This window comes from Thermovibrio guaymasensis (assembly GCF_003633715.1).
GTDB classification, from domain to species: Bacteria; Aquificota; Aquificia; order Desulfurobacteriales; family Desulfurobacteriaceae; genus Thermovibrio; species Thermovibrio guaymasensis.
Map to the genome: position 1 here is coordinate 133,261 of NZ_RBIE01000001.1, position 13,476 is coordinate 146,736.

16 protein-coding genes and 2 tRNA genes are annotated in these 13,476 nt (G+C 43.2%); 6 read left to right on the forward strand and 12 right to left on the reverse strand.

Annotated elements, in window-relative coordinates; translation table 11 throughout:
- Positions 1-68: 68 nt before the first annotated feature.
- Genes C7457_RS00755 through C7457_RS00770 form a run of 4 tightly spaced genes read right to left on the reverse strand, consistent with a single transcriptional unit; the run spans position 69 to position 2,148 of the window.
- On the reverse strand, positions 69-737 hold the full coding sequence (locus C7457_RS00755) for a phosphoribosyltransferase (protein WP_121169511.1): 669 nt from the start codon (positions 735-737) through the stop codon (positions 69-71).
- Positions 734-1,429 carry a hypothetical protein gene (locus C7457_RS00760; RefSeq protein ID WP_121169512.1) on the reverse strand — a complete coding sequence of 232 codons (696 nt, stop codon included), beginning with the start codon at positions 1,427-1,429 and terminating at the stop codon, positions 734-736. Before C7457_RS00760 ends, C7457_RS00755 begins: the two co-directional genes overlap by 4 nt.
- On the reverse strand, positions 1,419-1,769 hold the full coding sequence (locus tag C7457_RS00765) for a hypothetical protein (protein WP_121169513.1): 351 nt from the start codon (positions 1,767-1,769) through the stop codon (positions 1,419-1,421). The genes C7457_RS00760 and C7457_RS00765 overlap by 11 nt, the downstream gene beginning before the upstream one ends.
- The gene (locus C7457_RS00770) at positions 1,762-2,148 is read right to left on the reverse strand and encodes a hypothetical protein (RefSeq protein WP_121169515.1); all 387 of its coding nucleotides are present in this window, start codon (positions 2,146-2,148) and stop codon (positions 1,762-1,764) included. Before C7457_RS00770 ends, C7457_RS00765 begins: the two co-directional genes overlap by 8 nt.
- A gap of 17 nt (positions 2,149-2,165) precedes the next feature.
- Here C7457_RS00770 and C7457_RS00775 point away from each other — a divergent pair, with 17 nt between their 5' ends.
- Genes C7457_RS00775 through C7457_RS00785 form a run of 3 tightly spaced genes read left to right on the forward strand, consistent with a single transcriptional unit; the run spans position 2,166 to position 4,698 of the window.
- A complete protein-coding gene (locus C7457_RS00775) occupies positions 2,166-2,768 on the forward strand; it encodes a purine nucleoside phosphorylase YfiH/LACC1 family protein (RefSeq protein WP_121169517.1) in 603 nt (200 codons plus the stop codon).
- A complete protein-coding gene (gene dprA, locus C7457_RS00780) occupies positions 2,768-3,763 on the forward strand; it encodes a DNA-processing protein DprA (RefSeq protein WP_121169518.1) in 996 nt (331 codons plus the stop codon). Before C7457_RS00775 ends, dprA begins: the two co-directional genes overlap by 1 nt.
- The gene (locus C7457_RS00785) at positions 3,748-4,698 is read left to right on the forward strand and encodes an SAM-dependent methyltransferase (protein ID WP_121170634.1); all 951 of its coding nucleotides are present in this window, start codon (positions 3,748-3,750) and stop codon (positions 4,696-4,698) included. Before dprA ends, C7457_RS00785 begins: the two co-directional genes overlap by 16 nt.
- A gap of 158 nt (positions 4,699-4,856) precedes the next feature.
- On the opposite strand, the gene C7457_RS00790 is transcribed toward C7457_RS00785, so the two are convergent.
- The 7 genes from C7457_RS00790 to C7457_RS00820 all read right to left on the reverse strand — a co-directional run bounded on the left by C7457_RS00790 (position 4,857) and on the right by C7457_RS00820 (position 9,549).
- Entirely contained in the window at positions 4,857-5,888 is a 1,032-nt protein-coding gene (locus tag C7457_RS00790; RefSeq protein ID WP_121169519.1) for a M24 family metallopeptidase, read from the reverse strand.
- A 10-nt stretch (positions 5,889-5,898) separates the two neighbouring features.
- On the reverse strand, positions 5,899-7,323 hold the full coding sequence (gene hslU / locus C7457_RS00795) for an ATP-dependent protease ATPase subunit HslU (protein WP_121169520.1): 1,425 nt from the start codon (positions 7,321-7,323) through the stop codon (positions 5,899-5,901).
- 8 nt (positions 7,324-7,331) lie between these two features.
- The gene (hslV, locus tag C7457_RS00800) at positions 7,332-7,865 is read right to left on the reverse strand and encodes an ATP-dependent protease subunit HslV (RefSeq protein WP_245939555.1); all 534 of its coding nucleotides are present in this window, start codon (positions 7,863-7,865) and stop codon (positions 7,332-7,334) included.
- Positions 7,865-8,116 carry a hypothetical protein gene (locus tag C7457_RS00805; protein WP_121169522.1) on the reverse strand — a complete coding sequence of 84 codons (252 nt, stop codon included), beginning with the start codon at positions 8,114-8,116 and terminating at the stop codon, positions 7,865-7,867. The genes hslV and C7457_RS00805 overlap by 1 nt, the downstream gene beginning before the upstream one ends.
- Positions 8,117-8,178: 62 nt before the next feature.
- Positions 8,179-8,265, reverse strand: a tRNA-Leu gene (locus tag C7457_RS00810).
- Positions 8,266-8,299: 34 nt separating this feature from the next.
- Positions 8,300-8,375 (reverse strand) — tRNA-Phe (locus tag C7457_RS00815).
- A gap of 58 nt (positions 8,376-8,433) precedes the next feature.
- Complete coding sequence (locus C7457_RS00820) at positions 8,434-9,549, reverse strand: mechanosensitive ion channel (protein WP_121170638.1); 1,116 nt, start codon at positions 9,547-9,549, stop codon at positions 8,434-8,436.
- 106 nt (positions 9,550-9,655) lie between these two features.
- On the opposite strand from C7457_RS00820, the gene topA reads away from it, so the two are divergent.
- The 3 genes from topA to C7457_RS00835 are packed head-to-tail and all read left to right on the forward strand — an operon-like array spanning position 9,656 to position 12,863.
- Complete coding sequence (topA, locus tag C7457_RS00825; RefSeq protein ID WP_121169523.1) at positions 9,656-11,743, forward strand: type I DNA topoisomerase; 2,088 nt, start codon at positions 9,656-9,658, stop codon at positions 11,741-11,743.
- A gap of 2 nt (positions 11,744-11,745) precedes the next feature.
- Positions 11,746-12,228, forward strand: a complete 483-nt coding sequence (locus tag C7457_RS00830; RefSeq protein WP_121169525.1) for a metallophosphoesterase — start codon at positions 11,746-11,748, stop codon at positions 12,226-12,228.
- Positions 12,219-12,863 (forward strand): carbonic anhydrase, encoded by a 645-nt coding sequence (locus C7457_RS00835; RefSeq protein ID WP_245939556.1) that lies wholly within the window; start codon positions 12,219-12,221, stop codon positions 12,861-12,863. Before C7457_RS00830 ends, C7457_RS00835 begins: the two co-directional genes overlap by 10 nt.
- Here C7457_RS00835 and C7457_RS00840 read toward each other — a convergent pair.
- Complete coding sequence (locus C7457_RS00840) at positions 12,838-13,416, reverse strand: thioredoxin domain-containing protein (protein WP_211321800.1); 579 nt, start codon at positions 13,414-13,416, stop codon at positions 12,838-12,840. The two genes, C7457_RS00835 and C7457_RS00840, sit on opposite strands and share 26 nt — an antisense overlap.
- Between the last annotated feature and the right edge of the window lie 60 nt (positions 13,417-13,476).

Consider the following 13,476-nt stretch of genomic DNA (forward strand, 5'->3'; position numbering starts at 1 on the left):
ATCCTCCTTTATAAAGTTTTGATTTCAAGGATTTTAACAGAAAGGTTATTTTGATATTAGTTAAGAGACTATAGGTTAAAACTCATTCTGTTTCTTTTTAGTATCTCAATTACCTCCTCATCGCTTGTTTGTGAAAAGTCGTAGTAGAACTGGCCAACGGCACTGAATTCAACTGGAGCGTAGAGGACAACCAAATCGTCAACTAACTCTTTAAATTCACCCACCTTTTCAGCAGGCATTACTGGGACTGCAAGTATTATTCTCCTTGGTTTTTCCTTCCTTAAAGAGGCTATTGCTGCTTTAACGGTGAGTCCTGTTGCTATTCCATCGTCAACTAAGATTACGTCCCTACCTTCTTTTGGAACTCTTCCAAAGCCCGAAAGGTACTTTTTCCTTCTCCTCTCTATTTCGGCAATCTCTTCGGCTGCCTTCCTCCTTATGTATTCTTCCGTTATTCCGAGCCTTGCTGCAAATTCAGGGGTTATTGTCGGGTTAATTAGGACTGTTCCGTCTTCAGTTACAGCTCCTATCGCAAACTCCTCGTTAAAGGGAGCTCCTATCTTCCTCGGAATTACAAGATCTATCGGTGCTCCTAACTTTTCTGCAATAGGTTCTGCTACTACGACCCCTCCCCTTGGTATTGCAACAACTATAGGGTCAACGAGTTCTCCGTCAAACCTTTTTAAAATTGCCTGAGCAAGGAGCTCCCCGGCCTCCTTTCTGTCCCTGAAAATCATCTCAACCTCTCTAAGAACTTTTTAAATATTTCCTCCCTTCCTACCACTACTATATTTTTATACCCGTAGAACTTAAAAACCAACCTTATGTACTCCGTTCCAATTTGACCGTCTAGTCCGCTGCAACAGGGGATTACTTCCTTCTCCCCTCTGCACTCTTTAGGGAGTGAATTTAAAAAGTGGAGTTTTTTCCCTTTTTTACTCTTCTTTGTTAAAGGGTCTCTCCACTGCCTTACCATGTTGGCCTTACACTCGTGGAGTTCCAGAGTTCCTTTTCCGGAGAATGAAACGTCGATTTCCTTGTCTGATAACTTCTTATTTCCTTTAAAGACTTTACACTGATTGACTCTCCTGTACTTTCCTTTGAACGTAAAGGGTCCCAATTTTGATATTAAAATCTCAAGGAAGTTTCCCCTCTGTTTATCGCTCCTTTTAACGAAGAACTCATTTAAGATATGGAGTAACTTTCCCGCTTTACTGTAGCTTAGTAAACCCAGTTCAAGGATATCCTTAACTGCCAAGAAAACCCTTTCTGCCTTTACCCTTTCTGAGTCTGTGGGCCTGAAGCTGTTTACTACCTCTAGAATTAGCCTGAACGCCTCTGGGTTTTCCTTTAAGAACTTTAAGAGTAGCTCAATTTCCCTACTCTCTAGTGAAGAGAGTTTCTTTCCTTTTCTACAGCTACAGCTCAACTTCTACCTTCCTTAAGGTGATTCCGGCCCTCAGGAGGTAAACTGGAAGGAATGTTAAGAGTTCCTGCTTCCTCCTCTCCTCCACCTTCTTAACTGCACTTTTCTTTCTCCTTAAAGGGGCTTTTACTTGGCTGACGTTAACAAACCTGAAGTTTGCTAGTTGAAACTTTTCCTCAATTACTGAGCCTGAAAACTCAACCACAACTTCAATTAAACCTTCTCCTTTCTTCTCAACTTCACTTGCAACCTTTAAGAAGAGTTCTCCATCCTTAACTTCTTTACAGGCAGAAGGGTCGGTAAATATTTCCTGAAGTATCCACCTTGAGGAGAGTTCAACCATAGTTATCCTCTAGGATTTTTATTACTTTGTTTAAGTAGTCAATTGAAGAAGTAATCCAAACTTTAATTTCAATCTCCCTTTCACTTCCAGAGTTTAAAGCCCAGTCAAGCCTTTGAAATATCCTATAGAATACGTTGTATATCACTTTCCTTGCTTCAAGGGGGTAGCTATCAAATTTCTTGAACTTTTTCTCTATTTTCTTTAACTCTTTCCATCCTTTCCTCTTCATGACCTCTTTTAGAGCTCTGTTTGTGGTCCTCTTTTGAAGAAGTGAATTAACAGTCTCTTTTAACTTCTCCTCAAAGAGGGAGAACTGCTGGGAAGGCTTAAGGGTGTAGAGGGGCGGAAAACTCCTTCTCTCCTGCTTTACCTTTACCATGTTAAAATTCTACCATTATGAACTACGAACTGTTTATTTCAAAGAAGCCAATTGACGGAAGGGACGTTAAAGAGATTAAAGGGTTCCCCGTAATTACTCCGGTTCAGGTTCACGGAGCGGAGGTAGTTTTTGTAGGGAAAAGGACGACTAAAGTCCCCCGGGCAGACGCTCTAATAACGGACAATAGGGAAATCTGGATAGGGGTTCTCACCGCCGATTGCCTCCCGATTTTCCTCATAGGTGACGGAGCCGTTGGAGTGGTCCATGCAGGATGGAGGGGAACTTTAAAAGGTATAGCTTTTAATGCCGTTTCTTACATGGAGAGGTTCACAAGAGTAAGGAAAGCAATACTTGGGGTTGGCATTTGCGATAGGTGTTACGAAGTAGGTTCTGACGTGAAGAAGCTCTTTAACAAAGAGTATGAGGCCTGTTTTAGGGATATAGGAGGAGGGAAGTACCTCTTTAATTTGAGGTTGGCTAACGAGATTCAGCTTAAGGCTGCAGGTGTTGAAGTTATTGAAGACCTTGAGATATGCCCTTACTGTCAAAACGACCTTTACTACTCTTACAGAAAGGAAAAGACGGATAAACGAACACTTTCTGCAGTAAGGCTTCTGTAGTGGAAAGGATTTTAGCTTTAGTCCTTCATTTAAAGAAAGGTTACGGCTTTAAAAAGTTTCAGAAACTAAAAGAGAATTACGGTTCCCTTGAGGAAGCTGTAAGGGAAGGAGCTCTAAACCTTGACCTTTCTACTGCTGAAAGGGAGATTGAGGAGGCAAGTAAGAAGGGCTTTAGGATAGTAACTATAGTTGGTGAGGATTATCCCCAGTCCTTTTTCATGGCTCCTCAACCTCCCCTTGCCTTTTACCTGTGGGGAAATTTTCTCCCCTTTCCAAAAGTTGCCGTTATAGGTTCAAGGAGGTGTTCAGACTACGGAAGGAGAACTGCCTTTAGACTCGGTAAGTTCCTGTCGGAGCGTGAAATTTCAGTTGTTAGCGGTCTTGCCCTTGGGATAGATTCGGCCGCCCACAGGGGAGCTCTTAAAGGTAAGGGTAAGACGATTGCAGTTTTGGGAAGTTCTCTTGACTGTCTCTACCCTTCTTCAAACAGGAGGCTTGCTGAGGAGATTGTTGAGAGTGGAGGAGGAATAATTTCAGAGTTTCCTCTAGGTACTAGGGCAAAGAGGGAGTTTTTCCCAAGGAGAAACAGACTTATTGCTGCCCTATCTGAAGCTGTCGTTGTGGTTGAGGCAAGGGAGAGGAGCGGAACTTTTATAACGGTAAACTACGCCCTTGAAATGGGAAAGGAGATTTTTGCTGTTCCGGGAAACATTGATTCCCCTTTTAGCAGGGGAGCAAACAGGCTTATTATGGAGGGAGCAACTCCCTTGGTAGATTTTGAGGAGTTCTTATCGTTCCTTCCTTTAAAAGAGGTTAAAAAGAGCGGGCCAAGAGAATTTGAACAAATTTACTCCCTTTTAAAGGAAGCTCCTCTAACGGCAGACGAGATTGCCTACATGATTAGTGAGGATATTGGCTTTGTTTCAAGGGCCCTTTCACAATTGGAGATTTCAGGGTACGTTAAGAGAGAGGGAGCAAAGTGGGTAGCCCTTTAGAGTTTATCCTTTCTGAGGTAAAGGAGAAAGGAGGAATTCCCTTTGATAGGTTTGTAGAGATTTGCCTCTACCACAAAGAGTTTGGATACTACACCTCAAAGAGGTTATCCAATCTGCCGGGAGAGGACTTCTTCACGGCCCCGGAGCTCTCTCCCCTCTTTGGGAAAGTAGTTGCTGAGTTCTTAAAGAGGAAGGTTGAAGAGTTCTCCCTTCCCCCAGTCATAGTTGAGATAGGAGGAGGTAAAGGCTTTTTAGCAAAGGATTTAATTGGGGAAATAGAGCCTGAAGAGTACTTCTTCGTTGAAAGGAGAGAGCCTCCAATCTGGCTTAAGGGGAAAGTAAAGTGGTTCAGTGAGGTAAGCCAGCTTCCCGAATTTGAAGGTGTAGTTGTTTCTAACGAGCTCTTTGATTCCTTTCCCTTTAAGAGGGTAATTAAAAAAGAAGGGGAGCTCTTTGAAATTTTCATATTAGAAAAGGGCGGAAGTTTAGTTGAAGAGTACCGCCCGTTTAGAGGTTCCCTTCCCTGCGAACCTAAGGAAAACTGTGAGTATCCCCTCTTTATAGGCTGGGAGGAGTTTTTAAAAGATATTTCAGGAAAGCTAAAAAGGGGACTCTTTCTAACCTTTGACTATGGAGGAGAGTGTAGAGAGATTTCCTCAAAGAGGAGTTTTAGAGCTTATAAAGATGGGAAACTCTGGGAAGATTACTTATCAGAGCCAGGAAGCGTTGATTTAACTGCTGATGTTGACTTTACGAGGCTGAAGGAACTTTTAAAGAGAGAAGGTTTTGAAGAGATGCTCTATCAGCCCCAGAGCTCCTTTTTACTTGAAAACGGCATAGAGAAGTTCGCAACTCCTTCCCAGATTCCCCAGATTTTAACTTTGCTCGTTGAAATGGGCAGACGCTTCAAGGTTTTGGGATGCTTTAAACCCTAAAAGGAAAGGTAAAAACAATTTTTAGGCCAAGAAGGGGGTAACAGTCACACATCTTAATTAAGAACTTTATGAAATTCCAATGTAGATGGCTTAGAAATAAGAAATACAAGCTTTTGAAAGGTGCGATTAAGAAATTTGATGTGTGACTAGCTGAAATTTCACTTGTTTAAATTTGAAATTACGAAAGTGCCGTTTTCGGTTATTAAGCAGTCATCCTCTATCCTCACTCCTCCAATTTCGGGAATGTAAACACCAGGCTCAACTGTTACAACGTTTCCTTCTTTTAGAATTTCTGTAGAGCGTTTTGAGAGTGTCGGGGCTTCGTGAACTTCTACTCCTATTCCGTGGCCTAAGGAGTGGGTAAAGAACTCACCGTAGCCTTTGTTTTCTAAAAACTTCCTTATTTTTAAATCAACTTCTGCACAGCTTTTTCCGGCTCTAAGCTCTTCTATCCCGAGTTTTTGAGCTTCCAAAACTGCATCGTAAATCTTCCTCGCCTCTGAGCTTACGTTTCCGATTAAGAAAGTCCTCGTTATGTCTGAAACGTAGCCGCTATAGACTGTTCCAAAGTCAACTATAACTATGTCTCCGTCCTTTATTTCTCTGTTGCCTGTTTCCCAGTGGGGAACTGCAGAGTTCCTTCCCGAGGCGACAATCGTCGGGAAGGCCTCTCCATTTCCTCCAAACTTGAAGAAAGCATCAATGAGGGCTCTCCTAAACTCTATTTCTGTTGTTCCCGGCTTTAGTAGGTGAAGGACGCTCTTTAAAGAGAGCTCTGCAATCTGAACGGCCCTCGTTATGAGGGAAATTTCCCTATCATCCTTTACAGCCCTAAACTCATCTAGGAAACCTTCACAGTCAATAAGGTTAAACCTTTTCTCAAGCTCTTTGTAAGTCTTTGCCTTTAACCTTGATGGGTCAACGATGAGTTTTTCGGCCTTAATTCCTTTCAGGAATTCTAGTAGTTCCTCCCAGCCTTTCCAGAGGATTACTTTAAAGTCTTTAAGCTCCTTAGCCCTTTCAATGTACCTTCCATCCGTTATTAAGAAGTTCCCCTTCTGGCCAACTAGAGTAATTCCAAAAGTTGACGAAAAGCTTGATAGGTAAAACCTCTCTGCTGCGTCAAAGGTGATGTAAAAATCTCCACCTAGGCTTTCTACTTTCTCTGAAATTTTCTCTAGCTTTCCCAAGGGAAACTCCTTAAAGGATGTATTTGGTTAAATCTTCATCCTCAATTACTCTGCTAAGTTTTTCCCTTACGTATTCCCTGTCTATTACAACCTTTTGACCTTTCATCTCAGGGGCGTTGAAAGAAATCTCTTCAAGGAGCTTCTCCATTACTGTATGGAGTCTCCTTGCCCCTATGTTTTCGGCCTTTGTGTTTGCCTCTTCTGCAATCCTTGCGATTTCCTCTATTCCGTCAGGAGTAAACTCTATCTCAACTCCTTCGGTTTCAAGGAGGGCTTTGTATTGCTTTGTTAAAGCGTTCTTAGGCTCTGTAAGTATCCTTACAAAGTCCTCTTTAGTTAAAGGTTTAAGTTCAACCCTTATTGGGAATCTACCTTGGAGCTCTGGAAGTAAGTCTGAGGGTTTTGCTATGTGGAAGGCCCCTGCGGCTATAAAGAGGATGTGGTCGGTTCTTACAAGTCCGTACTTTGTTGAAACTTTACTTCCCTCAACTATTGGAAGGAGGTCTCTCTGAACACCTTCCCTTGAAACGTCCGGTCCTCTTCCTCCGCTCCTTGCAGCTACCTTGTCAATCTCGTCAATAAAGACTATCCCCTGATTTTCAACTCTATCAATTGCTTCCCTTATTACTTCATCCATATCTATAAGCTTTTGAGCTTCCTCTTGAGTCAAGTACTTCAGGGCTTCTTTAACTTTCATCTTCCTTGGCTTTTTAGGTTTTGGAAGAATTGATGAGAGCATCTCCTGAATGTTCTCAACTCCCGGCCCAAGGCCTATTACGTTTATACCCGGCTTTTCAACGGTTACGGCTATCTCAACTATTTCATCGTCAAGTTCTCCCTCTTTTAGAAGTTTCTTAATTCTGTTCCTTTCGTCTTTTACTCTGGAGAGTTCCCTTTCAGTACTAGGTTCGGCCTTTGGAGAGGGGAGGAAAACGTCAAATAGGTTCTGGATTGACTGCTGGGGAGTTTGTGGTTCAGGAACCATTATCTCTGCTAGTCTATCGTAAGCTAGCTCCCTAGCCCTCTCCTCAACTTCCTTTATCTTTTCCTCTTTAACCATATTTACTGCTATCTCTACAAGGTCCCTTATTATTGATTCAACGTCCCTTCCGACGTACCCGACCTCTGTAAACTTCGTTGCCTCTACTTTTATGAAGGGAGCTCTAACTAACTTTGCAAGCCTTCTTGCTATTTCAGTCTTTCCTACTCCGGTAGGTCCAATCATTATTATGTTCTTTGGAGCGACTTCATCCCTCATATCCTCTGGGAGCCTCTGTCTCCTCCACCTGTTCCTGAGGGCAACTGCAACTGCCTTTTTAGCCTCTTTTTGGCCGACTATGTATTTATCAAGTTCGGAAACTATCTCTTTCGGGGTAAGGAATTTCTCCTCCTTACGTTCTTCCGGCTGTGAACTTCCGAAGAGTTTTTTAAACATCCAACCTCCTACTCAAGGACTTCAACAGTTATGTTTGTGTTTGTGTAGATGCAGATTGTTCCGGCAATCTCTAGGGCTTTCCTTGCTATCTCCTCTGCCGGTAGTTGGGTGTTCTCGTAGAGAGCTCTAGCTGCTGCTTGGGCGTAAGCTCCGCCTGAACCTATTGCCATAACCGGAATGTCTGGCTCTATCACGTCTCCGTTTCCGGAAATTAAGAGAATCTTTGTCTTATCTGCAACTAAGAGCATAGCTTCAAGGCGCCTTAAAACCCTGTCTGTTCTCCAGTCTTTTGCAAGTTCAACTGCCGACTTTAAGAGGTTTCCTCCAAAGGTCTGGAGTTTGTCCTCAAACCTCTCTAAGAGAGCAAAGGCGTCTGCAACAGAGCCTGCAAAACCGGCTAAAACCTTTCCTCCGTATATCTTTCTAACTTTTCTCGCTCCGTTTTTAAAAACGGTATTTCCCAAAGTTACCTGTCCATCTCCAGCCATTGCAACTTTGCCGTCCCTCAAAACGGCACATATCGTAGTTCCGTGGAAATCCATTATTCCTCCATAACTGCTTGAGCTCTTCTTAGCCTTGCTCCAATGAACTGACCGAGAACTGCTACAAGGATTAATAGCGGAGCAAACTTCCACTCAATTCCAAGTCCTATTCTCATTGCAATAATAAATGGTATTGGAAAGTGAACGTATAAAAACCATAAAGGTGAAAACTTCCTTACACCTTCCCTTAACCAGCCAAAAGGGATGTTCATTAGAAGAGTTACTAAAATAACGAACAAAAGTTTCTCCATAAAGGACCTCCTGGAGGGGGTTGATAGATAATTTAGTGATTCCTAACTGGAGGTGCAAAGGATGGTGCCCGGGGCGGGAATCGAACCCGCACGGCCTTGCGGCCCCGGGATTTTAAGTCCCGTGCGTCTGCCAATTCCGCCACCCGGGCTTCTGGGGAAATTTAAGGGAGGGGAATAAAAAAATGGTGCCGAGGGGCGGAATCGAACCGCCGACACGAGGATTTTCAGTCCTCTGCTCTACCAACTGAGCTACCTCGGCCCTGCACTGGGAAATATAGGGAAGGAAGGGGGACTTGTCAACTTCCCCCTTCCAGAAATTAGCCGTTTTTGTGGGAGTTTGTTAGTTTCTTGAGGAGCTCTGCAGCTACCTCCTTACCTCCAAGGCCGAATGCAAGGGCAAAGGCCAAACCTACTCCAAGTGAGAGTGAGAGGACGACGATTTCAATTACCTGAGGTGAAACTCCGACAAATGGTAATGCTATAAATACTGAAGCTGTGATGAAGGCGTATTTAATTACTTTTCCTATTGTTTCATTTTCAGTTCTTTTCTCTATTAAGTTTCCAAGGTAAGCTCCGGCAAAGAGAATTGCTGATGCAACAACAAGCTTAAACGCAATTACCGTGAACTGGTTGGTTAGTTGATATAGAGCTTCTGCCTCAAGGTAGTGAAATGCCTGGTCAAGTCCAAGGAGAACTGCAAAAGTTAAGATTAGATACCTTACCAGCTCCTTAAACTTCACTTTGTCTGAAGAAATTCCTACTTCCTTTGCAATTTCATCAATGTTGAGCTCGTCAACTACCTTTGCAGTAATTCCAGCTACTACTTTTCCCACGTAGAAGATTATTCCAAATACAACAGCGGCGGCCACAATTCTCGGTATTGCATTAAGAATCATAGTTAACATTGATGTGGCCGGTTCAGTTATAGCCTCAATTTGTAGGGCATTAAGGGCCGCAATTACCACGAACAGCAGGATGAAGAGGTAAACGATGTTACCTACCGCTCCTCCTAAGTCTTCAATTCCGTACTTCTTGAAGTAGTTTTCAATCTGGAGGGTTTCAAGGAGTGAGTTTGTAAATTCCCTTGCTACTTTAGCAAAGAAGATCCCGACTACCAGTATTACCGTAGCTCCAATGAGGTTGGGCAGGTATTCTGCAACTTTGTTAATTAAGTCAATAAAGGGCTGTGTAACGTACTTGAGGCCGATGACTTCAAGGACTGCTATTGTCGTAACCAGAATAACGAAGTAGTAGGTTAGTTTTCCTGCACTTTCCGGAAGCCCCTCCTGTTTTTTCAGTACTTCTATACTTCCGGTGATTCTCTCAACGACTTTCTTGCTTGCCAGGGCAATCAGCCAACCAACTACTGCTATTATTACTGCCTTAAGGGCGGTTGCCCCGTACTGAATCAGTACAGCGGTTGGAAGTTCCATCTTTTCCTCCTCCATAATTATTCTCTTTTGGTCATAAATTTATGACTTTGACTTGAAAAAGCACTTCAACTAGATTGTTAAGGGTAATTTAAAGAGAGAGGTTGGTATGGGAAAGAAGCTCCTGATAGTGGAGTCTCCTGCAAAGGCAAAGACTATTCAGAAGTATTTAGGTAAGGATTTTGTAGTAAAGGCCTCAATGGGCCACGTGATTGACCTTCCGGAAAAGGAGTTTGGAGTTGATATAGAGAAAGATTTTAAACCTAAGTACGTAACTATTAAAGGAAAGGCTAAAGTTTTAAAGGAAATTAAAGAAGCGGCTAAGAAGAGCGATGAAGTTTACCTTGCAACCGACCCCGACAGGGAAGGAGAGGCAATAAGCTGGCACATAGCAAATGCCCTAAAGAGGATAAAAAAAGATAAGGTCTATAGAGTAAGGTTTAACGAGATTACCAAAAGAGCAATAGCTGAAGCGGTTAAGAATCCAGATAAGATTGATGAGAATAAAGTTTACGCCCAGCAGGCAAGGAGAATCCTAGATAGGATTGTCGGGTATACGATTTCTCCTTTGCTTTCAAAGAGGTTTAAGAGAGCTCTCTCCGCCGGAAGGGTTCAGTCTGTAGCTCTAAGGTTAATCTGTGACAGGGAAGAGGAAATTAAGAACTTCGTTAAGAAGGAGTACTGGACTGTTGAGGCTCTCCTTAGGAAGGGAGATAAGGAGTTTGGAGCCAAGGCAGTTGCCGTTGACGGCAAGAAACTGGGTAAGTTTGATATTCCAAATAGAGAAAAGGCTAATGAAATAGTAAGTAGAACCATCGGAAAACCCTTTAAAGTTGTAAAGGTAGAGAGGAAGGAGAGAAGGAGGAAACCTCCTGCTCCGTTTATAACTTCAACCCTCCAGCAGGAGGCCTCCAAGAGGTTTGGCTTTCCTGCTAAGTTAACGATGCAGATAGCTCAGCAGCTGTACGAAGGTATAGACTTAGGTAATGAGAGAGTCGGTCTTATTACCTATATGAGGACAGACTCAACCAGGGTTTCTGAAGAGGCCGTTAAGGAGGTCAGGAAGTTTATCTCTGAAGAACTTGGGAAGGAGTACCTTCCTTCAAAGGCTAGAAATTATGAGGGTAAAACTCCAAAGAGCGCTCAGGATGCTCACGAAGCAATAAGGCCTACTTCCGTTTTTAGGACTCCAGAGAGCGTTAAGAAGTACCTTACTCCGGAGCAGTATAAGCTCTACGACCTGATATGGAGAAGGTTTGTCGCTTCCCAGATGAGGGATGCCGTCTTTAACACCGTATCCGCCGATATAGATGCCGGGGGGGTTACCTTCAGGGCAACAGGTTCAACTCTAAAGGAAGAGGGTTTCTTGAAGGTCTACCCCGTTGAAGTTGAGGAGAAGTTACTTCCCGACTTGAAGGAAGGGGAAGAAGTTGAAGTAAAGGAGGTAAAAGGAGTTCAGCACTTTACAGAGCCTCCTCCCCGCTATACTGAGGGAACTCTAGTTAAGGCCCTTGAGGAGGAAGGAGTTGGAAGGCCTTCAACCTACGCAACTATCATCTCAAACATAATTCAGAGGGGTTACGTAGAGAAGGAAAAACAGAGGTTAAAACCTACTGAACTTGGCCAGTTTATAAACTCCCTCTTGAAGAAGCTCTTTCCCAAAATAGTTGACGTTAAGTTTACAGCTTCCGTGGAGGAAGAGCTTGATAAGATTGAGGAGGGGAAGAAAGACTGGAAGGAGCTCTTAAAGGAGTTCTACTTCGGGGAGTTTAAAGGTCTCCTTGAAAATGCAGAGAGAGAGCTTAAGGGAATGAGGGGTGAGGAAGTTGGCAGGGAGTGCCCAGAGTGTGGAGCTCCCCTTCTGAAGGTTCACGGCCGCTACGGAACTTTTATAGCCTGCTCAAACTACCCGAAGTGTAAATACAAGGAGAGTTTAAAGGAAGATGAGAAAGTCGGTAGGGAGTGTCCAGAGTGTGGAGGGGAGCTTGTTATAAAGAGGGGTAAGTTTGGCAGATTCATCGCCTGTTCAAACTATCCGAAGTGTAAGTATACAGAGCCTTTAACCTTTGGAAAGTGTCCAAAGTGTGGAGAAGGTGATATAGTTGAAAGGAAGAGTAAGAAGGGGAAGGTTTTTTACGGGTGCAGTCGCTATCCCGATTGTGATTTCGTTTCAAGTAAACCTCCTAAAGGAGTTTAGATGTGAGAGTAGCGGTCGTTTCAGACAGTCACGATAACCTTTTAAAAGTTAAGGAGTTCATCAGCTGGGTTAACTCCAACAGCGTAGACTTGGTCATTCACTGTGGAGATTTTGTTTCTCCCTTTACGGTTAAGCTTTTGACTTCAGATCTAAAGTGCGATTTTATTGGGGTTTTCGGGAATAACGACGGGGAGATTACCGGCCTTCTTACCGTTTCTGGTGGTGTTATTGAAAAACCACCGGTTGCCAAAGTTATTGATGGGCAAAGAGTTGCTATAATGCACGAACCTTTGTTCGTTGAGAGCTTGGCAAAGTCCGGAGACTTTGACTTTGTCCTTTACGGCCACACCCATCAGGTTGATATGAGAGTCGTAAACGGGTGTCAAGTTTTAAATCCGGGGGAGCTCTGCGGCTACCTAACGGGGAAGAGCTCTTTTGCTATACTGGACACTGCTGAACTTACAGTGGAGATAGTATGGCTATGAATCCGGTTAAGGTTATTGAGAAGTTCTTACTAAAGGAGTGTGTTAGTAAAGAAGAGAGTAGCAGTTACGATTCCTGCATAGTCTGTTCTTCAAGTGTAGTGTGGAGAATCTCCTCCCTCTTTCCCGAAAGTTACATAGTTTCAAACGGGGCAGCCCAGGTCTTTCCGAACCTATCAACCGTTTACTACGCAGTTAAGGACCTTAAAGTTCCTCTTATAGCTATAGTCGGCTCAACCTCAACTCCGCTGGAGAGGTTCGTTGAGATAAACCTTCAGAGCGCAGAGTTTGAGTTTAAACTTCTAAAGAAAACTTACGAGGAGAATGCAGAAATTCTCCTTACGATGTATGAGGATAAAAGGCTCTTTAATGCAGCCCTCATGGAGCTCAATATTGATGCACAGATAGGAAAACTCCTCTCTCTATCTGATATTTCAGAACTAGTTGAGAGGGGAGAGCTTGCAGTTTGCGGTTTAATCTTTGACGAACTCCTTATTTACGGTGATAGACCCAACTTCTACCTAATAAACTTTAACGGCGTAAGGGATCCTGATGAGATAAGGAACCACGACCTCCTTTTAGAGATTCCAGAGTCAGTTAGGAAGACAAAGGTTAAAAGGGTTCACGTTCAGTTTTAACCTCTTCCATAAGTTCCTTTACTCCGACGATAACTCTTCCGTCTGGGAGAATGAAAGTTGGAGTTGCAGTTATCCCGTACTTTTTAAGAATTCCTTGAACAGTCCAGACCTTTAGCTTTCCCCTATCGCAGACTTTTATCCCTCTCTCTTCCTTAAAGAAGTCCTTTAAGTTCTTATTTCTGCAGTAAGCGTCAACTGCAGCTTCAAACTCCTCTTTTTCAAAGCCTACCGGGACAAATAGTAGTGTGAATCTCCTTGCCAGTTTCCTTATCTTATCCTTGTTCTCTGTGCAGGCCCTACATTTTGGGTTTGTTAGGACTATTAAAGGCTCTCCTTTACCTATTTTGAAGAGAGCTCTCTCCATTAACTTCCTTCTATCCTTTTCCTTCATTACTAGCTGGGGTACTTTAATGAGGATTCCCTCTATTATCCACTTTCCGTCATCAGATAGGAAAAAGGTATCTCCACTTTCAGTTTTAACTTGGCAGGCTTTAAACTGGGGAAGGGGAGTTACCTGGGTAACTACAGTTATTGTTTGGGTTACCCGGCTCAAAATTAGTGATGCCTCCTGGGGGGAAGGGCATTTCCCGTAGGCAGTTGAAAGGAAGAGTGA

Bases quoted from the DNA above. Each gene is read 5' to 3' on its own strand.
- hslV (WP_245939555.1), bottom strand. From the start codon at position 7,865: ATGGATTTCCACGGAACTACGATATGTGCCGTTTTGAGGGACGGCAAA.
- C7457_RS00820 (WP_121170638.1), bottom strand. From the start codon at position 9,549: ATGGAACTTCCAACCGCTGTACTGATTCAGTACGGGGCAACCGCCCTT.
- hslU (WP_121169520.1), bottom strand. From the start codon at position 7,323: ATGTTTAAAAAACTCTTCGGAAGTTCACAGCCGGAAGAACGTAAGGAG.
- C7457_RS00755 (WP_121169511.1), bottom strand. From the start codon at position 737: ATGATTTTCAGGGACAGAAAGGAGGCCGGGGAGCTCCTTGCTCAGGCA.
- C7457_RS00775 (WP_121169517.1), top strand. From the start codon at position 2,166: ATGAACTACGAACTGTTTATTTCAAAGAAGCCAATTGACGGAAGGGAC.
- C7457_RS00770 (WP_121169515.1), bottom strand. From the start codon at position 2,148: ATGGTAAAGGTAAAGCAGGAGAGAAGGAGTTTTCCGCCCCTCTACACC.
- C7457_RS00805 (WP_121169522.1), bottom strand. From the start codon at position 8,116: ATGGAGAAACTTTTGTTCGTTATTTTAGTAACTCTTCTAATGAACATC.
- C7457_RS00765 (WP_121169513.1), bottom strand. From the start codon at position 1,769: ATGGTTGAACTCTCCTCAAGGTGGATACTTCAGGAAATATTTACCGAC.
- topA (WP_121169523.1), top strand. From the start codon at position 9,656: ATGGGAAAGAAGCTCCTGATAGTGGAGTCTCCTGCAAAGGCAAAGACT.
- C7457_RS00835 (WP_245939556.1), top strand. From the start codon at position 12,219: ATGGCTATGAATCCGGTTAAGGTTATTGAGAAGTTCTTACTAAAGGAG.